17 protein-coding genes are annotated in these 22,953 nt (G+C 66.3%); 9 read left to right on the top strand and 8 right to left on the bottom strand.

Going from position 1 to position 22,953, the window contains the following annotated elements; all coding sequences use genetic code 11:
- Positions 1 to 484 precede the first annotated feature (484 nt).
- The 3 genes from nrdR (at position 485) to Aple_RS33135 (ending at position 6,284) form a co-directional block, all read left to right on the top strand.
- On the top strand, positions 485 to 937 hold the full coding sequence (gene nrdR, locus Aple_RS33125; RefSeq protein ID WP_155348670.1) for a transcriptional regulator NrdR: 453 nt from the start codon (positions 485 to 487) through the stop codon (positions 935 to 937).
- 245 nt (positions 938 to 1,182) lie between these two features.
- A complete protein-coding gene (locus tag Aple_RS33130; RefSeq protein ID WP_155348671.1) occupies positions 1,183 to 5,298 on the top strand; it encodes a vitamin B12-dependent ribonucleotide reductase in 4,116 nt (1,371 codons plus the stop codon).
- Between the two features lie 176 nt (positions 5,299 to 5,474).
- Positions 5,475 to 6,284 carry an MBL fold metallo-hydrolase gene (locus Aple_RS33135; protein WP_155348672.1) on the top strand — a complete coding sequence of 270 codons (810 nt, stop codon included), beginning with the start codon at positions 5,475 to 5,477 and terminating at the stop codon, positions 6,282 to 6,284.
- Here the strand turns inward: Aple_RS33135 and Aple_RS33140 are convergent.
- Positions 6,253 to 6,687 carry a YbjN domain-containing protein gene (locus tag Aple_RS33140; protein ID WP_155348673.1) on the bottom strand — a complete coding sequence of 145 codons (435 nt, stop codon included), beginning with the start codon at positions 6,685 to 6,687 and terminating at the stop codon, positions 6,253 to 6,255. The genes Aple_RS33135 and Aple_RS33140 overlap by 32 nt on opposite strands.
- A gap of 26 nt (positions 6,688 to 6,713) precedes the next feature.
- Here Aple_RS33140 and Aple_RS33145 point away from each other — a divergent pair, with 26 nt between their 5' ends.
- The 4 genes from Aple_RS33145 to Aple_RS33160 all read left to right on the top strand — a co-directional run bounded on the left by Aple_RS33145 (position 6,714) and on the right by Aple_RS33160 (position 11,063).
- Positions 6,714 to 7,625, top strand: a complete 912-nt coding sequence (locus Aple_RS33145; protein WP_246264951.1) for an RNA polymerase sigma-70 factor — start codon at positions 6,714 to 6,716, stop codon at positions 7,623 to 7,625.
- Positions 7,626 to 7,629: 4 nt separating this feature from the next.
- Entirely contained in the window at positions 7,630 to 8,397 is a 768-nt protein-coding gene (locus Aple_RS33150) for an SDR family oxidoreductase (RefSeq protein ID WP_155348675.1), read from the top strand.
- A 116-nt stretch (positions 8,398 to 8,513) separates the two neighbouring features.
- Positions 8,514 to 9,026, top strand: coding sequence for a class I SAM-dependent methyltransferase (locus Aple_RS33155; RefSeq protein ID WP_246264952.1), 513 nt, complete (start codon positions 8,514 to 8,516; stop codon positions 9,024 to 9,026).
- A gap of 78 nt (positions 9,027 to 9,104) precedes the next feature.
- The gene (locus Aple_RS33160; protein WP_155348676.1) at positions 9,105 to 11,063 is read left to right on the top strand and encodes a phosphocholine-specific phospholipase C; all 1,959 of its coding nucleotides are present in this window, start codon (positions 9,105 to 9,107) and stop codon (positions 11,061 to 11,063) included.
- A 10-nt stretch (positions 11,064 to 11,073) separates the two neighbouring features.
- Here the strand turns inward: Aple_RS33160 and Aple_RS33165 are convergent, their stop codons facing one another.
- Complete coding sequence (locus tag Aple_RS33165; RefSeq protein WP_155348677.1) at positions 11,074 to 11,253, bottom strand: hypothetical protein; 180 nt, start codon at positions 11,251 to 11,253, stop codon at positions 11,074 to 11,076.
- Positions 11,254 to 11,789: 536 nt separating this feature from the next.
- Positions 11,790 to 13,742: a beta-galactosidase gene (locus Aple_RS33170; RefSeq protein ID WP_155348678.1), complete on the bottom strand. Its 1,953-nt coding sequence runs from the start codon at positions 13,740 to 13,742 to the stop codon at positions 11,790 to 11,792.
- A gap of 47 nt (positions 13,743 to 13,789) precedes the next feature.
- Here Aple_RS33170 and Aple_RS33175 point away from each other — a divergent pair, with 47 nt between their 5' ends.
- Positions 13,790 to 15,991: a glycosyl hydrolase family 95 catalytic domain-containing protein gene (locus tag Aple_RS33175; RefSeq protein WP_170321770.1), complete on the top strand. Its 2,202-nt coding sequence runs from the start codon at positions 13,790 to 13,792 to the stop codon at positions 15,989 to 15,991.
- A 22-nt stretch (positions 15,992 to 16,013) separates the two neighbouring features.
- On the opposite strand, the gene Aple_RS33180 is transcribed toward Aple_RS33175, so the two are convergent.
- The 5 genes from Aple_RS33180 to Aple_RS33200 all read right to left on the bottom strand — a co-directional run bounded on the left by Aple_RS33180 (position 16,014) and on the right by Aple_RS33200 (position 20,785).
- Positions 16,014 to 16,673, bottom strand: a complete 660-nt coding sequence (locus Aple_RS33180) for a DNA alkylation repair protein (protein WP_155348737.1) — start codon at positions 16,671 to 16,673, stop codon at positions 16,014 to 16,016.
- 61 nt (positions 16,674 to 16,734) lie between these two features.
- On the bottom strand, positions 16,735 to 17,733 hold the full coding sequence (locus Aple_RS33185) for a LacI family DNA-binding transcriptional regulator (RefSeq protein ID WP_218038613.1): 999 nt from the start codon (positions 17,731 to 17,733) through the stop codon (positions 16,735 to 16,737).
- 14 nt (positions 17,734 to 17,747) lie between these two features.
- A complete protein-coding gene (locus Aple_RS33190) occupies positions 17,748 to 18,584 on the bottom strand; it encodes a carbohydrate ABC transporter permease (protein WP_155348681.1) in 837 nt (278 codons plus the stop codon).
- Entirely contained in the window at positions 18,581 to 19,471 is an 891-nt protein-coding gene (locus Aple_RS33195; RefSeq protein ID WP_155348682.1) for a carbohydrate ABC transporter permease, read from the bottom strand. The genes Aple_RS33190 and Aple_RS33195 overlap by 4 nt, the downstream gene beginning before the upstream one ends.
- Entirely contained in the window at positions 19,472 to 20,785 is a 1,314-nt protein-coding gene (locus Aple_RS33200; protein ID WP_155348683.1) for an ABC transporter substrate-binding protein, read from the bottom strand.
- Between the two features lie 173 nt (positions 20,786 to 20,958).
- Here Aple_RS33200 and Aple_RS33205 point away from each other — a divergent pair, with 173 nt between their 5' ends.
- The gene (locus Aple_RS33205; protein ID WP_246264953.1) at positions 20,959 to 22,938 is read left to right on the top strand and encodes a beta-galactosidase; all 1,980 of its coding nucleotides are present in this window, start codon (positions 20,959 to 20,961) and stop codon (positions 22,936 to 22,938) included.
- The last annotated feature ends 15 nt before the right edge of the window (positions 22,939 to 22,953 follow it).

The raw sequence follows: 22,953 nt of genomic DNA on the forward strand, positions 1-22,953 counted from the left end.
GGGTGGGAGAACCACGGTCAGTCCCGCGAATGCGGAAAGTTTGCGTGAGAGCGGCTTCGTGGGCGGATGGGCGGGGGAGTCCCGCTGGTTCCGGGCTTGCGGGAGGTCCGGGCTGAGTGTGCCAAAGGGTGGAAGTCCGGCAAGGTGTTTCAAGGTGGTGGCTGACAGTGTGCTCGACACGCCCGACGGTTCGCCGTAGACGTTCCGTTGAGCTGCCGGTTCGGTGGGATCTCCGGTTGGATCGCTGTTGCCGACTTGCGATCAACCCTGGCTGCTTCTAGGTTTGGACCACAACATCTAGTGATTACACCGATGTAGTTCACCACCTATTGTGTTTCCTTGCCCGCACCACAGCACTCTGTGGGGCGTGCGTGAGCGTCCCATGACCTGGCCTGTGGCACGAGCGGTGCCAGGGCCGATGAGAGGGCCGGATCGGGGAAGCAGGGGTGACGCGGGGGAGTTGAACCGGAAGGAGGCGGGCGTTATGCATTGCCCGTTCTGCCGACATCCTGACACGCGGGTGGTCGACAGCCGTTCGACCGAGGACGGCGGCGCCATCCGGCGCAGGCGGACGTGCCCGGAATGCGGCCGCCGGTTCACGACCCAGGAGACGGTGCTGCTGATGGTGAGCAAACGCAGCGGGGTCACCGAGGCATTCTCGCGCGACAAAGTGGTCGCCGGGGTCCGCAGAGCCTGCCAGGGACGCCCGGTCAGCGAGGACGCGCTGGCCCAGCTGGGTCAGAAGGTGGAGGAGAGCATCCGGGCCACCGGCACCGCCGAGATCCCCTCACACGAGGTGGGCCTGGCGATCCTCGGCCCTCTCGGCGAACTGGACGAGGTGGCGTACCTGCGGTTCGCCTCGGTCTACCGCAGCTTCGAGACCCTCGCCGACTTCGAGGCCGAGATAGAACGGCTCCGAGCCGTCGCGAACGACTGAACTTCCGCCGGGCACCGCCTCTCGCGGGCACCCGGCGACACATTCAAATTGCGACACATTCAAACGACAATTCAAGACCAACGGCACATCATTTACACCAGAAATGGCCGATCTGGACCAAAGAAGCGCGATCTCGCAGGTATCGACTTCGGGTCAGTCTAGATCAAGACTTTCTGTTTAAAGTAGACAAGCTTTACGACAAACGGGTTGGAATACGAGGGGCGAAGGCCCTGGAAGGGGGAGTCATGACGGAGACCGTCAACGGCACGTCCACACGCGGGGGCAAGCGGACGCGCGCCAAAGGCCTGAAGATGAAGCGCATCTTCACCACGGCGGGCACCCATCCGTACGACCAGATCACGTGGGAGCGCCGTGACGTCGTCATGACGAACTGGCGGGACGGTTCGATCAACTTCGAGCAGCGCGGGGTCGAGTTCCCCGAGTTCTGGTCCGTGAACGCCGCCAACATCGTCACCACGAAGTACTTCCGCGGCGCCGTGGGCACCCCCCAACGGGAGTGGAGCCTCAAGGCCCTGGTCGACAGGGTGGTCGGGGTCTACACCCGCACCGGCATCGAACACGGCTACTTCGCCACCGAGGAAGACGCCGAGATCTTCGACCACGAACTGAAGCACGCGCTGGTCCACCAGCTGTTCAGCTTCAACTCCCCGGTCTGGTTCAACGTCGGCACCCTGTCACCTCAGCAAGTTTCAGCGTGCTTCATCTTGGCCGTCGACGACCAGATGGAGTCCATCCTCGACTGGTACAAGGAAGAGGGCGTGATCTTCAAGGGCGGTTCCGGATCAGGGGTCAACCTGTCCCGGATCCGTTCCTCCAAGGAGTTGCTCTCCAGCGGGGGCACCGCCAGCGGCCCCGTCTCGTTCATGCGCGGCGCCGACGCCTCGGCAGGCACCATCAAGTCCGGCGGCGCCACCCGCCGCGCCGCCAAGATGGTGGTCCTCGACGTCGATCACCCCGACATCGAGGAGTTCATCGAGACCAAGGCCCGCGAAGAGGACAAGATCCGCGCCCTCCGCGACGCCGGTTTCGACATGGACCTGGGCGGCAAGGACATCGTCTCCGTGCAGTACCAGAACGCCAACAACTCGGTCCGGGTCTCCGACGAGTTCATGCGCGCCGTGGAGAACGGCGAGCAGTTCGGCCTGCGGGCCCGGCTGACCGGCGAGGTCATCGAGAAGGTCGAGGCGCGCGAGCTCTTCCGCAAGATGGCCCAGGCCGCCTGGGAGTGCGCCGACCCCGGCGTGCAGTACGACGACACGATCAACGACTGGCACACCTGCCCGGAAACCGGCCGGATCACCGCTTCTAACCCCTGCTCAGAGTACGTACATCTGGACAATTCGTCGTGCAACCTGGCCTCGATCAACCTGCTCAAGTTCCTCAAGGATGACGACACCTTCGACATCCCGAACTTCGTCAAGCTGACCGAGCTGATCATCACCGCGATGGACATCTCGATCACCTTCGCCGACTTCCCGACCGAGAAGATCGCCGAAACCACCCGGGCGTACCGGCAGCTCGGCATCGGCTACGCCAACCTGGGCGCGCTGCTGATGGCCACCGGCCACGCGTACGACTCCGACGGCGGCCGGGCCATCGCCGGAGCGATCACTTCGCTGATGACCGGCGCCTCCTACCGCCGCTCCGCCGAACTGGCCGGAATCGTCGGGCCGTACGACGGATATCAGCGGAACGCCGAGCCGCACAAGCGGGTCATGCGTAAGCACGCCGCCGCCAACGACGACCTGCGCACGGTCGGCGCGATGGACCGCGCAATCCATACCGAGGCCGGCAAGCAGTGGGCCGACTGCCTCAAGCTGGGCGACAAGCACGGCTACCGCAACGCCCAGGCCTCGCTGCTCGCGCCCACCGGCTGCCTGACGGGCGACACCCTGATCACGACAGACCGCGGTCTCGTGCGGCTGTCGGAGATCGGCGATGTGTACGGCGACCGCTGGCAGGACGTGACCATGACGGTGTCCACGGACGAGGGCCCTCGCCAGGCGACGAAGTTCTTCGTCAACGGTGAGGAGCCGACGCGGCTGATCCGCACGGAGGGCGGCTACAAGATCCAGGGCACGCTGACGCACCGGGTCAAGGTCGTCGATCAGGACAGCGGCGAGTGGATGTGGAAGCGTCTCGCCGACATCGCCGAAGGTGATGTGCTGCCGCTGCAGACTCGGACTCTGGTCGGCGAGCCGCGGCCGGTGGTGCTTCCGGTGCTCGATCAGGCGTACTACGCGGGAGACCGCGCGGTGCGGGTTCCTGACGCGGTGACGGAGGAGCTGGCGGAACTGGTCGGCTACTTCATGGGCGATGGCAGCCTGCACGCCAAGGGGATCCGCCTCTGCGTCGCGGACTCCGACCTCGACGTGGTCGATCGGCTGCGGATCATCTCCAAGGAACTGTTCAACCTGGAGCCGGTAGTCACTCAGCAAGAGGGGTACCACGAGGTCGTGCTCCAGTCTGTACGGCTGGCGCGCTGGTGGCAGGCCTCCGGATTCGCCAAGGACCTGCCGGGGCTCGACCACAGCGGCAAGGGGTGGACCCCTCGCGTGCCATCGGCCATTCTCGAGACGAACGACGCCGTAATCTATGCGGCGTTCCTTCGCGGCCTGTTCGAGGCCGACGGCACGGTGCTCGAAGGCGTGCCGAGCGTCTCGACGGCTTCCGAGTCCTTCGCCGACGAGATCCGTACGCTGCTGCTCTCGCTGGGATTCGTCACCACCACCAGAAAGACGGTTTCCGGCTTCGGCGGCGACATCTTCCAGGTCCGGCTCCGCAATCTGGACCACGCGTTGAACTACGACGAAATCATCGGGTTCATCGGTGAGCGGAAAGCGAAGCTGCTGGCTTTCCTGGAGCCGGGATCGTCCGCCAAGAAGGACCATGTGTTCCTGCCACGCGAGGTCTGGGAGGAACTGGTCCCGAAGGGCCACGGATCACGTGAAGCGGTGCTTCAGTCGATTCGAAGGACGGGCGGCGTACCTCGGATGGTCGCCAGGCTGCTCTTCGAAGAGACGCCCGACATGCGGCTGGCTCGTGTGCTCGACTACGCCTTCGAGACGGTGTCCGTCAATGAGGACGGCGGTGTGCAGCCGACATATGACCTGTCGGTGCCGGACAACGTCACCTACGTCGCGAACGGCATGGTGAGCCACAACACCATCGGCCTGATGATGGATTGCGACACCACCGGCATCGAGCCTGACCTGGCCCTGGTCAAGTTCAAGAAGCTGGTCGGCGGTGGCTCCATGCAGATCGTCAACCAGACGATCCCGCGTGCGCTGCGGCAGCTCGGCTACCAGCAGGAGCAGGTCGAGGCGATCGTCGAGTACATCGCCGAGAACAGCCACGTGGTCGACGCCCCTGGGCTGCGGCCGGAGCACTACGAGGTCTTCGACTGCGCGATGGGCGAGCGCGCCATCGCCCCCATGGGCCACGTCCGGATGATGGCCGCCACCCAGCCGTTCCTGTCCGGCGCCATCTCCAAGACCGTCAACCTGCCGGAATCCGCCTCGGTGGACGACATCGAGCAGGTCTACCTGGAGGGCTGGAAGCTCGGCCTGAAGGCGCTGGCCGTCTACCGCGACAACTGCAAGGTCGGCCAGCCGCTCTCGGTCGCCGGCAAGAAGACTGAGGAGGCGGCCGCCGAACCCGAGGTCAAGGTCATCGAGGTTCCGCGCCCGACCCGCCGCCGCATGCCCGCCCAGCGCCCCAGCCTGACCACCCGCTTCACGGTCGGCGGCGCCAAGGGCTACATGACGGCCTCCTCCTACCCCGAGGACGGCCTCGGCGAGGTCTTCCTGAAGATGTCCAAGCAGGGCTCCACCCTGGCCGGCGTCATGGACGCCTTCTCGGTCGCGATCTCCATCGGCCTGCAGTACGGCGTTCCGCTGGAGACCTACGCCCAGAAATTCGTCAACATGCGCTTCGAGCCCGCCGGCATGACCGACGACCCCGACGTCCGCATGGCCCAGTCCGTGATGGACTACATCTTCCGCCGCCTGGCCCTGGACTACCTGCCGTACGAGGACCGGGCCGCCCTGGGCATCTTCTCCGCCGCCGAACGCTCGGCCCAGCAACGCGGCGAAGACCCCACCACCCTGACCGACCCCGTCGACACCGCCGCCCTGGCCCAATCCGCCCCCATCGAGGAGAAGCCCACCCCACGCCCCACCGCCCTCCCCACCCCGACCCGCTCCCAGGTCGACTCCCTGGAAAGCCACCAGGGCCGAACCGCCGACGCCCCCCTCTGCATGACCTGCGGCACCAAGATGCGCCCCGCCGGCAGCTGCTACGTCTGCGAGGGCTGCGGCAGCACCAGCGGCTGCAGCTAGTTTCCGGCTGAAGGGGTGGCGAGATGGGCAATCTCGCCACCCCTTCAACTCTTCGGCCCAGGTGAGCCGAAGCCGTACGGGTACCAGAAAGTCCCGCGCAATCGCGGTCAGTGCGGATCACCTTTACGGAGGTGGGCGTCCCGCCTTCGCTGTGCCGTCCGGCCTAGAATCTCCGGGTGGCCGAGGCGTGGTGGGTCGAGGTGGGTGAGGGGGTCTGGGTTCGGCGGCATGCTGAGCTGGATCTCTCGTTGGGGCTGGTTATCGGTGAGCGGGCCTGTCTGGTGGTGGACACCGGGGGTGATGAGGTTCAGGGGGCCGCGTCCGCGGGGGCGATCAGGGAGCTGACTGGGCTGCCTTGGTCGGTGGTGCTTACGCACGCGCATTTCGATCATGCTTTTGGTACTGCGGCGTTTCAGCCCTGTGAGGTGTGGGCGCATCCGGCGTGCCGTCGGGAGCTGGAGGAGAAGGGTGAGCGGCAGCGGAAGGAATGGGTCGCTCGCTACCAAAAAGAGAACAAGCCGGAAATAGCCGAGCAAATAAGGCGTGCGCGAATCGTTCTCCCCAGGTCCGCGCCGGAAGGTGACATCGAGCTGGGTGGGCGAATAGTCCGGCTTATCCATCCTGGGCCCGCACATACTGGGCACGATCTGGTAGTTCATGTTCCCGACGCGGGTGTGCTGTTCGCGGGAGACCTGCTGGAACAAGGTGCTCCGCCCGCGTTCGGTGACGCGTTTCCCGATGCCTGGCCAGAAGCGCTGGATCGTGTCCTCGCGCTCGAGCCCACGACCCTCGTCCCCGGCCACGGAGATCCGGTCGCCGCCGACTTCGCCAGGATGCAACGGGAAGAGATCGCTCAGGTCGCGGAACTCTGCCGGTTGTTCCAGGAAGGGCGAATCACCACCGAACAGGCGATCGAGAGGTCGCCGTATCCCGCGGAGTTCACGTCCGAGGCGCTCAGTCGACCTCGAAGGAGAGGCGGTCGCTGAGCCAGCGGTGGAATTTTATGGCGAAGCGGACCCAGTGGGCGACGATCGTGGTGAGGTGTTCGCGGGTGACGCCGGCGCCGATGTAGAGCTGGGCGTCGCCGATGACGCGGATGATGCCGTTGTCGGGGGTGAAGGCGTAGACCTTCGGCCACATGGTGTCGGTGTTCCACTCGTTCAGGGCGGTCAGCAGCAGGGGCTTCTCGTCGATCGAGTAGTGCCGGTCGTAGAAGGTGCGAATGGTAAAGAGGTCACCTTCCGCGCCGAACAGGAAAAAGACCGTGAGCGCGTCGGTGGAGATGGCGAGGTCGCCGTCTGAGTCGAAAGTGAACTCGATATCGAGCTCGTTGAGAATCTCGATGATCAGTTCCTGGTCGGGCTGGACCACGGCCGGGGATGGGCTCACCCCTCCATCCTGACAGACTGAGGCTCGTGTTTGACGACCCTGGCGCGGAGTTCGAGGAACACCGGTCGAGAATGTTCGCCTTGGCCTACCGGATGCTGGGGTCCGCGACCGAGGCGGAGGACGTCGTTCAGGACGCCTACCTGCGATGGAACGGTGCGACGCGAGAGGCGATTCAGGCGCCGGGGGCATGGCTGGCCAGAGTGGTCACCAACATGTGTCTCAACCGTCTCACTTCCGCGCGTACCCGTCGCGAGCACTATGTCGGCCCATGGCTGCCGGAACCCATCCTCACCGACCCGGATCCGCCCGCCGAAACCGCCCTGCTCCGCGAATCGGTGTCGATGGCGTTCCTCCTCCTGCTGGAACGGCTGACGCCGGCGGAACGCGCCGTCTTCGTGCTGCGCGAAGCCTTCTCGTACGGCTACCGCGACATCTCCGCCGTGCTCGACCTGTCGGAGGCCAACTGCCGCCAGCTCCACGGCCGAGCCCAGCGCCGGCTGGGGGAACGACGCAGGTTCGAGGTCCCGGCGGCGCGGCGGCGGTCGATCGTGGAACGGTTCCTGACGGCCGCCAACGACGGCGATCTGGCCGCGCTGGAGCGGGTCCTGGCGGCCGACGTGACGGCCTGGTCGGACGGGGGCGGGCAGGTGAGCGCCGCTCTGCGGGCGGTGCTCGGATCCGCCAAGGTCGCGCGCTACATGGTGGGCGTGACCGGAAAGGCCTCCGTCCACGCCGAGCTGACGTTTGCCGAGGTCAACGGTGAGTCAGGGTTGGTTGCGAGGGTCGGGGGAAGGGTTGTCTTAGTGGCAGCGTTCGAAACGGACGGAGAGCGGATCTTCGTTCTGCGTTCGGTCCTTAATCCCGACAAACTCCGGTATGTCGCACGGCAACTGAATTCCCAGAACCTGTCACATCCCGGGCGGCTGACCGGTTCTTAGGGTCATGAACGAATCGATACTTGTCACCGGTGGCACCGGCGCTCTCGGGCGTGAGGTGGTCGATCGGCTGAAGGACGGGACTCGCGAGGTGCGGGTGCTGAGCCGCAAGCCAGGGGCGTACCAGGGGAATCTGACCACGGGCGAGGGGGTGGCCGCGGCCGTGGCGGGGGTGGGCACGATCCTGCACCTGGCCAGCGATCCGCGGACCAAGGGCTCGGATCTGGAAGGCACCCGCCGTCTGATCGATGCGGCGGCGCCGGGGACGCATCTGGTCTACATCTCGATCGTGGGGGTCGATCGGCATCCGTTCTGGTATTACCAGGAGAAGTACCAGGTCGAGAGGATGATCGAGGCGTCCGGACTGCCGTACACGATCTTGCGGGCGACGCAGTTCCATGATTTCGCGCGGTTCCTGATCCAGGGGATGACGCGGATGCCGGTGGCGCCGGTTCCGGCGGGGTGGAGCGTGCAGCCGGTCGACACCGGGGAGGTGGCCGATCGGCTGGTCGAGCTGGCGTTGGGGGCGCCGGCGGGGCGCGTGCCCGATATGGGCGGGCCTGAGGTGCTTCCGTTGCGGGAGATGGTCAACATCTATCTGCGGGCTTCGGGGCGGAGGCGGATCCTGGTTCCCATCTGGGTGCCGGGGAAGACGGCCGCCGCCTATCGCGCGGGGATACACCTGGCGCCGGAGCACAAGACCGGGAAGATCACGTTCGCGGAGTTCCTGGCGGCCACGGTGAAGCCCGGCGGGCCGACGAAGGGCTACGGGTGAACCACCAGCCTGAAGGCATGGAAATGAGGCAACTACGTTGCTGGGCCGTCGAAGGCCCTGTCAGTTCACCTTTCGCTTTCCCGGAGGGCCGTCGAGGGCGCTGGGCGGGGCGGGTGATGAGTCTCACCAATCCGCAGCGGGAGATCGCCGCTCTGGTCGCGAATGGTCACGATGACCGCGTGCTCGAAGTGGGGTACGGGCCTGGGAGGCTTGTCGCGCTGCTCGCTCGTGCCGGAACTGTCTATGGTGTGGATCCTTCGCCAGAAATGCGGATCCTGGCCACTGCTCGCAATCGCAGGAAGTCCAGGGCGGGGCGGGTGGATCTCCGTCTTGGTACGGCTGACGCGACCGGCTTCCCTGATGACTACTTCGATCAGGTGGTCAGTGTGAACAATGTGGCGCTCTGGCCTGATCTGGAGGCGGGGTTGCGGGAGCTCGACCGGGTTCTCAAGCCGGGCGGGCAGCTGGTGATCGCCTGGCATGGCGGCACTCGGCCGTCTCGGATAACCCGCCGTCTGCGTCTGCCTGAACCCATGCTGTTCCGCGTTTATGACGCTTTGAGCAGCTTGTTCAGCAAGGTGGATCGTCATGAGCTTCGTGGGTCGACCGTTTTTCGTGCGACTCGCTGAAGATGGGGCTTTGTCCTGACAAATGCCGTCGCTAGGCTGCTGCCTGATCGGCGCTTACTACGGCAAAGGAAATCCCCCATGCAGTTGTCGGACAGCATCGCGCGTGCCGCCGCCATCGCCCCCGACACCCGTACCGGGACTCTTCAGGACGTCGAGCACATCGTTGTGCTGATGCAGGAGAACCGATCTTTTGATCAGTATTTTGGTGCGCTTCGCGGGGTTCGGGGGTTTGGCGATCCACGGCCGGTCGTGTTGCCGAGCGGAAAGCCGGTCTGGTATCAGTCCGACGGTACGCGTGACGTGTTGCCCTTCCGGCCTGAGGGGAGGCCGCTCGGCGGGAAGTTCCTGGAGGATCTCGACCACGAGTGGAACAGCGGGCACGAAGCGTTCAACCAGGGGAAATACGATCGGTGGATCCCGGCGAAGACCGCGGGGACCATGGCATACCTCACGCGTGAGGACATTCCCTTTCATTACGCGCTGGCCGATGCGTTCACCCTGTGCGACGCGTTCCACTGCTCGGTGCTCGGGCCTACCGACCCGAATCGTTTCTACCTGTGGACTGGGCATACCGGGAACGATGGAGCCGGTGGCGGTCCGGTGTTGCGGAACGATCAGTTCGGCTATGGGTGGACGACCTATCCCGAGCGGTTGGAGCAGGCCGGGGTCTCGTGGAGGATTTATCAGGATATCGGGGACGGTCTGGACGCGGAGGGTAACTGGGGGTGGACCCACCATGCGCCCTATATCGGTAACTACGCCAGCAACAGCCTGCTGTTCTTCAACTCCTATCGGGACGCGCAGCCTGGTGATCCGCTCTACGAGAAGGCGCGTACCGGGACTAACGCCAAGGCCGGGGAAGGGCTGTTCGACGTATTCAAGGCGGATGTGCTCGGCGGGCGGCTTCCTCAGGTGTCGTGGCTGGCCGCGCCGGAGGCGTACAGCGAGCATCCGAACTGGCCGGCGAACTACGGTGCCTGGTATATCGCGCAGACGCTGGACGCGCTGACGGCCAATCCCGAGGTGTGGAGCAAGACCGTGCTGCTCGTCACGTACGACGAGAACGACGGGTTCTTCGATCATGTCGTTCCGCCTTATCCGGCGGGGTCTCCCGAGTTGGGGGGATCCACGGTGGATGTCACCGGTGAGATCTATACGGGGGGCGGGGACTTTCTGAACGGGCCTTACGGTCTGGGTCAGCGGGTTCCGATGATCGTGGTGTCGCCGTGGAGCAAGGGCGGCTGGGTGTGTTCCGAGGTGTTCGATCTGACGTCGATCATCCGGTTCATGGAGGCGCGCTTCGGGGTGTACGAGCCGGGCATCTCGCCGTGGCGGCGTGCCGTGTGCGGTGACCTCACCTCCGCGTTCGACTTCACCCGGGCGGACGCGACCCTCGTGGCACTCCCCGACACCAGCGGTATGGCCCCGCAGGACCGGAAACGTCACCCCGATCACGTGACGCCGCTGCCGGCCGATCCCGCGCTGCCCAAACAGGAGCCAGGGTTACGCCCCGCCCGCGCGCTTCCTTACGATCTGCGTGTCGAGGGACGGACTTCCGATGACGGCTCCTTCGTGATCGACTTCGAGAGCCGAGGCGAGGCAGGGGCGACGTTCTACGTGACAGGCGAAGGCGGCCCATGGACGTACACCGTCGAATCCGGCAAAACATTCTCAAGCGCCTGGCCTCAGGTTGACCTTTCGGTCTACGGCCCCAACGGTTTCCTGCGCACCTTCGGAGGAGGTCCGGGCCAGGCCGAGATCAGCGTCCACTGTGACGAGACGCTCGAACTCACCCTCACGAACGGCGACACCCCCTGCGCGCTCACGATCACCGACACCTACGGAGTCGCGACCCCAGCGACATACCCACTGAAGCCGGGCGCCAGCATCACGCACACGACACCGCTCGCTACAACCCACGGCTGGTACGACCTGACGGTCACATCGGACACCGATCCGACCTTCATCCGCCGCGTGGCCGGACACGTGGAAAACGGCCAGCCGAGCATGAGCGACCCCGGAATCATCACCGAATGAAAAGGTCGCGTCAGGCCACTGTCGTGGGGTCGTGGCGCTGGGGGAAGTGGATGATCTTGGCGTGCCGGTACGTGTGGAGGTGGATGACCTTGGTGTCGTGGGTGGTGGGCGTGAGTTTGGCGCTGGGTCGCCGGCGTAGGGCAGACCGGATGTCTCTCACTTTGGCGAGTGGTGGCACCACCTTGAGCATCGCTATCCCCCCGGACGTGATGATTTCGTTACCTAACATGAAATTTCTACAGAGGGTGGCATAAAACTGCTGTAAAGCGCTTAGAACGGCAGCAGGCGACCGGAGGGGGAACGGAGGTCGAGGTCGGCCACCTTGCGTCCTATCCGTGAGCGTCGGATCCGTGACTTGGGAATGCGGATTCGTCGGCGGCGTCCTTGAATGGCCATGATGATCGCCCTCCTTCCGGTGACTTGAGCAGACTATGCGCCCTCGTGTTTGCCGTCCCCTTGTTTTTTACTTGCAGAGTTTGACCGTTGCCTGAAGAGGACGGTTGCCGGTCGCAACTGGTTGACAGCGCCTGCCGGTCTGGTTGGAGTGCGCCCCGACCGCGCGGACATGAGGCCGGGGCGCTGAGGCCGGGCCGGGATGTTGTCCCAGGCCGCCTCGGCCAGCCATCGGGACTGGCACGGGGACGGTAGGCCGCCGTGCCATCCACCTGAAAGTCCAACAAGAGCCCGATAAGTTGCCATTCCTGATCCAGTTCACGTTTGGGCAGGTCAGCGGCAAGGGTCATTGAATATCGCGAAACCGCCTGGCGGCAGGGGGTTGGGAGCGATGCCGTGGACGGCGTCCTTGGTGTGGTTGATCGCGTAAACGGTCCCGTCGCGGTGCCGGATGACCTCGACGCCGGGAGGGGCGGAGGCGACGGGCAGCCCCGCCGCAGTGAGCAGCGCCGCGTAGCCGTCGTCATCGAGCTGGGTGGACAGATACCAGGCTGTCCCGGCTCCGTAGCGGTTGCGGGTGATCGCCGGGGTTCCGCTGGAATATGTGACCACCGCCTCGGCACCCACGAGACGGACGTTCTCACTCCAGATCATGCCGGTGAGCTGGACGTTCCAGGTCGGGTCACCGTCCTGGGGGAGCAGGGGGTTCGGGTCGGGGGAGTGGGCGTGCGAGGGCGTCGCGTTCGGGGTGGCGTGGTTGGCGAGCAAGGGGATTGGTTCGGTTAGGGGGGTGAATTCGTCGATTGAGATGCCGAGGAGGTGGCGGAGGGCGCCGGGGTGGCCGTTCAGGTGGACTTGGCAGTGTTCGTTGGCCAGGGCGGTGAAGTAGGAGACGATCAAGGTGCCGCCGTTTTGCACGAACGTGGTGAGGTTGGCGGCGGATTTACTGGTGATTAGGTACAGGCTCGGGACGAGGATCGTTTCGTATTGTGAAATATCGTCCGATGGGTGGGCGAAGTCGGGGATGATTCCGCGTCGCCACAGGGTGCGGTGGGCCTGGCGGATTGGTTTGAGGTAGTCGAGGTCGGGCGAGGGCAGGCCCGGGGATTGCAGCGCCCACCACGCTTCGTAGTCCCAGAGGATCGCGACCTTGGCGTCGATCCCAGGGACATGATCAGGAAGCTCAGTGAGCGTCTTGCCTAATGCCGATATTTCCTGGAACGTGCGGGAGCTGGGGCCTGCGTGGGGAACCATGCCGTGATGCCATTGTTCGGCACCGCCCCGGGAAGCCCGCCACTGGAAGAACATCACGCCCTGGGAACCTCGGGCGATGTGCTGCATCGAATGCCGCGCCAGCGCCCCAGGCTCTTTGGGAATCATTCGCCCTCCGGTGTATCGCACCCCCGCAGCCTGCTCCATCAACAACCAGGGCCGCCCCCGCGCCCACGACCGCGCCAGATCGGCCGCGAACGCGCTCTCTTCCTCCGCATTCCCCGACGGATAGTCATCAATGGCGACGAGATCCACTTCCTCCGCCCACCGCCAGTGATCAGCCGGAACCCACCCACCGAACACAAAGTTCGTGGTCACCGGCACCCCTGTCGGCCGCAAGATGTCCCGCTGCTCCACGTAACACGCGAGCATCTCATCCGAGAGGAACCTCCGGAAATCCAACAACTGAGCGGGATTGGCCAGATACTGCGTCTTCCGCGGCGGCGTGATCTGCGCCCAGTCCGAATAACGCTGACTCCAGAAATCGGCCGTCCAGGCCTCATTGAGCACGTCCAGCGCCCCATACCGCCGCCGCAGCCACTCCCGGAACGCGCCGGCCACATGATCGCAATGGCACCACGTTCCGTACTCGTTGTGCACATGCCACATCGCCAGCGCGGGGTGCTCGCCGTACCGCCCGGCCAGCGCCGTCGCCATCCGCTTCGCGGCCGTCCGGTACGGCAGAGCGCTGACGCAGTAAGTGTCCCGGCTGCCGTGCGTGAGCCGTACCCCATCGGCGGTGACGGTGAGCGCGTCCGGGTACGCCAGGCTGAACCACGGCGGCGGGGACGCGGTCGGCGTGGCCAGATTGACCTGGATGTCGTTAGCGGCCAGCAGGTCGAGCACGCGGTCGAGCCAGCCGAAGTCATACTCCCCTTCCACGGGTTCCAGGCGAGACCACGAGAAGACGCCCACGGTCACGAGGTTGACCGAGGCCTGGCACATCAGGGCGACGTCTTCATGCCAGACCTCTTCGGGCCACTGCTCGGGGTTGTAGTCGCCGCCGTAGCGCATCGGCCCACCTCTTGCCGCCCATTAGGATGGAGGTCAAACTAATTGCCATGATATCCGGTGTCAACGGCTTCACCTCGTCCACCCCCGCCGACGACTGGGAACATGCCCTGATCACCGGAAACGGCCGTCAGGGCGCCCTCGTGTACGGCGGCCCGCACGCCCTGTCCATCACGTTCTCCCACGAACGCCTGTTCCTCCCGCTCGTGCCCCCGCTCGACCCCCCGAACACCGCGCGCATCCTGCCCGAACTCCGTTCCCTCCTGTACGCCGGCGCGTACCAGCAAGCGGCCGACCAAGTAACCGCCCTGGCCATCGAAGAAAACCCGGACTACACAGACCTCCGCCAGATCGACCCCTTGGTCCCCTCGGCGGTCCTCACATTCCACCCACTCACCAGCGATTCACCATATTTCCGGGAATGTGACTTCGCGTCGGGCCTGGTCACGCAAGGCTGGCCAGGCCTCACCCAGGAAGTGTTCGCCTCCCGCCCCGACGACGTGATCGCGATCCGCCTCACCGGCGACGTCAGCGGCATCCTCACCCTCTCCCCACCCGAAAACACCCCCATCGAATCCACCCCCACCATCACCAGCGCCTTCACCCTGCGCCTGAACACCCCCATCTACCAGGTCGAATGCCAAGTCAACGCACAAGGCGGCCACCTCTGGACCACTGGCACCCGCCTGGAGATCCGCAGCGCCACCTCAGTAACGATCACCGCCAGAACCACCATGACCACAGACCCGCTTCCCACCAGCACCCCACGCCCGCCCGCACCCTTCAACGAACTCCTAACCCGCCACACACCCATCCACGGTAACCTCTTCCACCGCTCCCACCTCCGACTCAACCCCCACCAAGCCACCGTGAACGCGGAAGAACCCGACCGCCTGCAAACCACCGCGAGGGTGGAAGAGACCGAGGACCTCGTCGACCGCCCCCGCCTCCAGCAGGCCATCGTGAACGCGGAAGAAACCCTCGTCCAGGGCGGTGAAGAACTCATCGAAACCCTCTACGCCGCAGGCCGCTACGCGATCATCTCCAGCGTCGGTGACCTCCCGCCCACCCTGCAAGGCGTCTGGTCCGGCACCAACCACCCCGCCTGGCAGTCCGGCTACACCATCGACGGCAACCTGCAATCCGCCGTCGCCGCCCTGCTCAGCACCGGAACGCCCGAACTCCTACTGCCCGTCTTCGACCTCTTCGACTCCTTCCTCCCCGACTTCCGCACCAACGCCCACCACCTGTACGGCTGCCGCGGCATCCTCACCCCCGTCCACCTCTCCACCCACGGCCGCCAGAACCACTTCACCCCCCGCTGGTGCCAGACCTTCTGGACGGCAGGAGCCGCCTGGCTCTCCCGCCTCTACTTCGACTACTACAGCCACACCCTCGACACCCACTTCCTGCACACCCGAGCCCTCCCCTTCATGACCGAAGCCGCCACGTTCTACGAGGACTTCCTTGATCCCCAGGACAACTTCGCCCCCTCGTACTCCCCGGAGAACGCCCCTCCCGGCGAAACCACCCAAGCCGCGATCAACGCCACCATGGACCTCGCCGCCGTACGCGACCTGCTCACCAATCTCCGCCGCGTCGATCCCCGCCCCCGCTGGGAGACGTTGGCGCGGCGGTTACCCTCCTACCGCATCGCCCCCACCGGCGAACTCGCCGAATGGGCATGGGACATCAAGGACAACCACGCCCACCGCCACGCCTCACACCTCTACCCCTTCTGGTACGAACCCGATTTCCACCTCGCCGAGGCGGGCGCACGAGCCGTACAGAAACGCCTGGAATGGTGGCGAAGCGCCGACTCCGATGAGATGGCCTTCGGCCTGGTCCAGATCGGACTCGCCGCCGCCGGCCTGGGCATGACCGCCGAGGCCGATGAGGCACTGACCCTGCTCAGCACCCGCTACTGGCGCCCCAACCTGGTCTCCACCCACAACCGCGACGCCATCTTCAACGTCGACATCTGCGGCGGCACCCCCGCCTTGATCGCCGCCATGCTCCTCCGCTCCACCCACGAGGCCCACATCGACCTCCTCCCCGCCTGCCCCTGGCCATCCGGCGAGGTAACGGGCCTCCTGGCCAGAGCCGGAATCAGAATCGACCACCTGGCCTGGTCCCCCAAGGGAATCGAAGCCACCCTGACCGCCCGCCAGACCATCACCGCCACAGTCAACGGCCGAGAAGCCCACCTCCCCGCTGAAACCCCCACCAACCTTCGCCTTCTGAGGGGATAGCGGCACGAGCGGGAGCGCGAACCTACTTATCGTGCTGCCGGCGCACCATCTCGTTGATCCAGATGGGCGCGAACGGAGACGTGCAGCCCGGGGAGGTCGGGTAGTCCTTGAGCACCTCCAGGCGGTCACCGATGTCGATCGCACGGGCGCGGTGCTCGGCGCGCTCGATCCCGATCTGAGCCAGGCAGTGGTTCATCGCCCACTGCAGGCGATCCGGGGCGTCCTTCATCTCCGCCTCGATGACGTCGAGCAGTCCTTCGAGGTCGAGGCCCTCGGGCTTCTTCGCCACGCGTTCGGTGGTCAGCGCCCAGCCGGCACTCGCGACCGCCGGATCCGGATCGGCGAACCAGGCCAGACGCAGCTCTTCGGAGTGCGGGTTCTTCTTCACCACGTAGTTCACGAGCCAGTCGTGCACCTTGGGCGTGCGCGCCTCGCGCACCATGACGTCCAACTCGTCACGCTCGAACGCCTTCGGGCGGCAGATCAGGATCGCCAGCAGTCTCGCCGCGGTGTCACCCGTCTCCCAGAGCCGGCCCGCGAGTTCCTGCTGCGTCTTCAGCCGCTTCGCGAGCGCGCGCAGCTTGCTGAGGTTCACACCGTGATCGTCACCGTGTCTCTCGTTCACCTCGCGTGCCTTCGGGTCCTCGAGCCCGGCCAGCTCGGCCATCACCTCGGCCACCATCACCTCAGCCACCTCAGCCTCCTGCCCATCACACGCGAGATTCAGCCTACGATATCCGCGGCTAAGCGGAATCGCGGACGATCAGCTGGGTGGGAACCGTCACGGACGGCACGTGTTCCGCGCCGTCGATCAGGTCCAGCAGGATTCGCACCGTCTCTTCGGCGATCTCCGCCAGTGGCTGGCGGATCGTGGTCAACGCCGGATGGGTGGACATCGCCACCGCGGAGTCGTCGAAACCGCCCAGGGCCACATCTTCCGGCACGCGCCGCCCCGCCGCCCGGAGCGTCGACAACGCTCCGGACGCCATCACGTCCGAGGCCGCGAAGACCGCGTCAAGATCAGGGGAGCGCTCCAACAGGCGCGCCATCGCGCTCTCCCCGCTCCCCCGGGTCCAGTCGCCGTGCTCGATGAGCTTCTTGGACGCCTTGCGCCCGAGCACGTCCGTGAACCCCTCCAGCCGCTGGATCCCGCCGGGCGTGTCCATCGGCCCGGTGATCATCGCGATCTTCTTCCGGCCCTGCTCGACCAGATACCGCGTCATCTGCCGCGCGCCGCCCCGCTCGTCGCAGGCCGCGAAGGGGATGACGTTCTCGCGCCCGATCACCGCGCCGCAGGACACGGCCGGAATGCGCAGCCCGTCCAGCGCGTCCACCAGCGGATCCCCGGCATGGGTGGACAGCAGCAGCACCCCGTCCGCGTGGCCGCCTTTCACGTAGCGCAGCACCCGCTCGCGGTCCCCGGCGTCTCCGGCGATCATCATCACCAGCGACAGGTCCCGCTCGGCGAGACGCCGGATCGCGGTCCGGATCGCGGTGCTGTCGTTCGGGTCCTCGAAGATGGTCTCGTGGGGTTCCGAGAGGACCATCACCACCGAACCCGAGCGCTGGGTCACCAGGCTACGGGCGTTGCGGTTCACCACATATCCGGTCTCCGCGATCGCGCGCTCGGTCGCCAGGCGGGCGGCGGTGCTCACGTAGCGGTCCCCGTTGAGCACGCGCGAGACCGTCCCCCGCGAGACACCCGCCGCCGCGGCGACGTCGTGGATTGTCGGCCTCTTCACACTGGCATTCTCCACTAGCCCTTGAGGGCTCCGCCGGACAGGTCCGTACGCCAGTAGCGCTGCATGGTCAGGAACAGCGCGATCAGAGGAACGATCGCCAAGAGCGCGCCAGTGATGATCAGGTTGTACAGCGAGGGCTGGTTGGCTCCGGCGGCGAGCAGTGTGTAGAGCCCGACGGTCAGCGGGAACTTGCCGTCGTCGCCCAGCATGAGGAACGGCAGCAGGAAGTTATTCCAGATCGCCACGAACTGGAACAGGAAGATCGTCACCATGCCGGGCACCATCAGCGGCAGCGCGACCCGCCCGAGCAGCCGCCCCTCCGAGGCGCCGTCGATCCGCCCGGCCTCCAGCAGCGAGTCGGGTACGGCCGCGCTCGCGTACACCCGGGCCAGATAGATGCTGTAGGGATGCAGGATCTGCGGCAGCAGGACCGCCCAGTAGGTGTCGGCCATCCCGATTGTGGAGAAAAGCAGGTACTGCGGCACCGCCAGCACCACCGACGGCACCAGGATCCCGCCGATCAGCACATTGAAGATGAGATTCCGCCCCGGAAACCGATATTTCGCCAGGGCGAAGCCGGACACCGCCGACACCAGCGTGGACAACAACGCGCCGCCCCCGGCGTACCCGACGCTGTTCAGCATCCACCGCCAGAACACCCCATCCCGGTACGCGTTGAGCTCCCGCACGTTCTCCACCAGCCCGGTCCCCGGCGTCAGCGTCCCCAGCGTGAACAGCTCACCCGGAGACTTGCTCGCCGAGATCAGCACCCAGCTCACCGGCAGCAGGCAGTAGATCGCCCCCAGCACCAGCAACCCCGTGGGCAGCACCCCCACCGGCCGCCGGTTCACCGGCCCTCCCCGAACGCGCGCCCGCGCACCACCCGCAGGAACCCGAACGACAACACCAGCGACACCGCCGCGATCACCAGCGACGTCGCCGCCGCCGAATACAGGTCACCGGTCACGAACGCGTCCCGATACACCTTCATCAACGGGCTCCAGGTCGAGCTGATCGTGTTGGTCAGCGGCCGCAGCGTGGTCGGCTCGGTGAACACCTGAATGGTGGCGATGATGGAGAACACCGTGGTCAGGATGATCGCCGGAACCAGGATCGGGATCTTCACCCGGAGCGCGATGGCCAGCTCGGACGCGCCGTCCATGCGCGCCGCCTCGTAGTAGCTGCGCGGGATCGCCCGCAGGTTCGTGTAGAGCACGAGCATGTTGAATCCGGTCCCACCCCAGACGGCCACGTTCGCCATCGAGTACGTCACCGCCGAAGCGCTCAGGAAATCGATCCCCCCGATCGGCGTCAGGCTCGGCAGGTAGAGGAACCCCCACAACAAGGACGCCACCACACCCGGCACCGCGTACGGCAGGAAGATCGCGATCCGGGAGAATCGTGCCAGCCGCACGTGCGCCGAATCCAGCAGCAGCGCGAACAGCAGGGCCAGCCCGAGCATGACGACCAGCACGAGCGCGCCGTAGCCGAGCACCCGCCACCAGCCGGCCCACAGCTCGCCGTCGGTGACGGCCGCGCGCAGGTTGTCGAGGCCGACGAACACCTCACGCCGGGACCCCTTGCCCAGGCCGAGCCCGGACACCTGGGTCCGCCGCAGCGCCAGGTGCACGGTGTAGCCGATGGGCAGCGCGAGGAACAGCGTGAACAGCACGATCGCGGGGGTCAGGAACAGGTAGGGGGCGGCGCTCCGCCGAGCGCCGCCACGCGTGCGGGCCATCTACTGCGCCAGCGTGAAGCCGGACTTCTGCATGTCCGCCACGGTCTTGTCCTGCATCGTGGTGACCGAGCCGCTGAACGCGGTCTTGTCCTGCAACGCCTTGTCGAAAGCATCCTTGTACGCGTTGTACGTCACGCCCACGTTCGGCCCGAAGGTGAACCCGCGCGCCGTGGCGCCGATGGTCGCCGCCTGCTGCCAGAAGTCGGGCTGGCTGTCCGCGAAGTACGCCGGGGGAGTGCCGAGCGCGGCCTGCCCCTTACCGGCGGCCGGATACACGAACGCCTCCTTGACCAGCAGATCGAGCCCCTGCGGATCGGTGTTCAACCAGGTCGCGAACTTGATCGCGGCAGCCCGGTGCTTGGACCCCGCCGACACCGCGGTGGACGACCCACCCCAGAAGCCGCTGAAGTTCTCCCCGGCGTTCCACTGCGGCAGCGGCGCGATCGCCCACTTGCCCTTGCCCTTGGGCGCGTTGCTCTCCAGCACACCAGGCCCCCAGACGGCCGACGGCCAGCTCAGCTGGGTGCCGTCGTTGAGCGCCTTGTTCCACTCCGGGGTGAAGTACGGCATGTCGTCGATCACGCCCTCCTGGACCAGGCCGCCCCAGAAGTCGGCGACCTTCGTGGTGGCGGCGTCGTTGATGCCGACCTTCCACGCGTCCCCGGAGATCGACCACCACTGCGCGCCCGCCTGCTGGGCGAGCCCGGCGAACCAGCCGGGATCCTTGCTGGAGAAGCTGCCCAGGTAGACCTTCGGGTCGGCCTTGTGGACGGTCCTGGCCGCTTCGGCGTATTCGTCCCAGGTCTTCGGGACGCTGATGCCGTACTTCTCGAAGAGGTCCTTGCGGTAGTAGAGCATCATCGGGCCGCTGTCCTGCGGGATCGCGTAGACGCTCCCGGTCCCCAGCGTGACCAGGCCCCAGAGGCCGTCGCTGAACTCGGGCTTGACGGCGGCGGTCTCGGCGGCGATGTCGGCGACCGCGTCGGCGGCGATGAACGACGGCAGGTGCTGGTATTCGGCCTGCACCAGGTCGGGGGCGTTGCCGGCCTTGGCGGCGGTGAGGAACTTGGCGGCCGCGTCGTCGCCGCCCGCCTGCTTGCTGACGGTGACCTTGATGTCCGGATTCGCCTGGTTCCAGACTTCGACGATCTTGTCCATGTTGGGGGCCCAGGTCCAGTAGGTGAGGGATACCGGGCCTGCGGCGGCCGACGTGGCGGGCGCCGCCGCGGGTGTCTCCGCAGGTGTCTCGGCCGCGCCACCGCATCCGGCGGCCAGCATCGTGGCGAGAACTATGGCCAGGCGTTTGGTACGCATAGGGGGCCTCCGCATGGAAGTCTGTGAACGTTCACAGAGTGCGAGGGGCTATATCTGGCTGTCAATGCCCGTTACGTTCTCGTTAACTGGCAGGATTTAGGCGATATCTTCCCTCTCTTGAGGTCGTGCATTACTGTGCACGTTCACAGAAATGATTCACGCTTGGGGGGCTTGTGCCTGGATATCCCGCTCTGCCGGAGGGCATCGCGTATGGCGGCGACTACTACCCCGAGCAGTGGCCGCGCGAGGTTCAGGAGGAGGATGTCCGCCTGATGCGCGAGGCCGGGGTGACCCTGGTCAGCCTGGGAATCTTCGCGTGGGCCCTGCTGGAACCCGCCGAGGGGCGGTACGAGTTCGGCTGGCTCGACGAGATCATCGATCGGCTGCACGCGGCAGGCATCGCGGTCAACCTGGGCACCCCAACCGCGACACCACCACCCTGGTTTTCCCGGAAATATCCGGACTCGGTGCCGGTGACGCGCGAGGGGGTCCGGATCGGGCTCGGCAGCCGGGAGAGCGCCTGCTCCAGCCATCCCGCCTTCCTCGCGGCCACATCCGCGCTGGTCACCCGCCTCGCCGACCGGTACGGCGAGCACCCGGCCGTGGTGATGTGGCACGTCCACAACGAGTACGGCGCGCCGCTCGGCGAGTGTTACTGCCCGGCCAGCGTCACCGCCTGGCGCGAATGGCTCCGGCTCGCGCATGAAAGCCTCGACACCCTCAACGACGCCTGGGGCACCACCTTCTGGGGTCAGCGGTACGGCGACTGGGACGAGATCGACGCCCCCCGCTGGAGCCACACCGTGGTCAACCCCGCCCAACGCCTCGATTACGCGCGTTTCTCCAACGACGCCCATCTGTCGCACTACCGCCTGCAGCGCGACCTGCTGCGCGGCACCGGAAAACCGGTCACCACCAACTTCGCCGGAACCGTGAACTGCAAGTCCATGGATCTGTGGCGGTGGGCGCCCGAACTGGACGTGATCGCCAACGACCACTACCTGGACGGCGAGCGGCGCGACAACCACATCCACCTGGCGATGTCAGCGGATCTGAGCCGTTCCCTGGCCGGCGGCGGGCCTTGGATGATCATGGAACATTCGACCGGAGCCGTCAGCTGGCAGCCGCGCGGCATCGCCAAACGCCCGGGGGAGATGCGGCGCAACAGCCTCGCCCACGTCGCCCGGGGCTCCGACGCCGTCATGTTCTTCCAGTGGCGGGCGTCCAGGTTCGGCGCCGAGAAGTTCCACTCGGCGATGATCCCGCACGCGGGCACCGACTCCCAGATCTGGCGTGACGTCGTCGCGCTCGGCTCCGACCTGCGGGAACTCGCCGAGGTCCGGGGCAGCAGGGTCGCCGCCGAGGTCGCGATCGTCTGGGACTGGGAGTCCTACTGGGCGCTCGAACTGGAGTGGCGCCCCTCCGGCGACCTCACCTTCCTGGACAGGATCAGCGCCTTCTACGAAACGTTGTGGCGCACCCACGTCACCACCGACTTCGTCCACCCTTCCGCCGATATTTCGGGATATCGGGTGGTGATCGCGCCGTCCTCGTACCTGCTGACCGAGGCCTCCGCCAAGAACCTGCAGCGCTACGTCGAGTCCGGCGGGAACCTCGTCGTGTCGTATTTTTCCGGCATCGTCAACGAGCACGACACCGTGCATCCGGGCGCCCACCCCGGCGTGCTGCGCGACCTGCTCGGCCTGTCCGTCGAGGAGTTCCACCCGCTCCGCGAGCACGAGACGGTCACCCTCTCCGGCGGGGCCACCGCACGCGTCTGGTCGGAGCGGGTCCGCCTGACCGGGGCCCGCTCCGTCCAGACGTTCACCAGCGGTCCCGACATCGGCCACCCCGCCGCGACCGTGAACCGGCTCGGCGCGGGAACCGCCTGGTATCTCGCCACCGGCCCCGTCGACGGCCTGCGCGAACTTCTCACCCCGATCCTCGACCGCGCGGCCGTCTCCCGCCCGCACGACCTCCCCGACACCGTGGAGTACGTCCGCCGCGGCCGCTACGTCTTCCTCATCAACCACACCGATACCCCGGCGCGCGTCCCTGGGATCGCCGGCACCGATGTCCTGGCCAGGACGCCCTTCACCGGCCAGGTCCCCCCGGGCGAGGTCACGGTCGTCCGGCTGGACGAACCCGACTGAAGCTCACCACCTCTC

The organism is Acrocarpospora pleiomorpha, from assembly GCF_009687885.1.
Taxonomy (GTDB): Bacteria; Actinomycetota; Actinomycetes; order Streptosporangiales; family Streptosporangiaceae; genus Acrocarpospora; species Acrocarpospora pleiomorpha.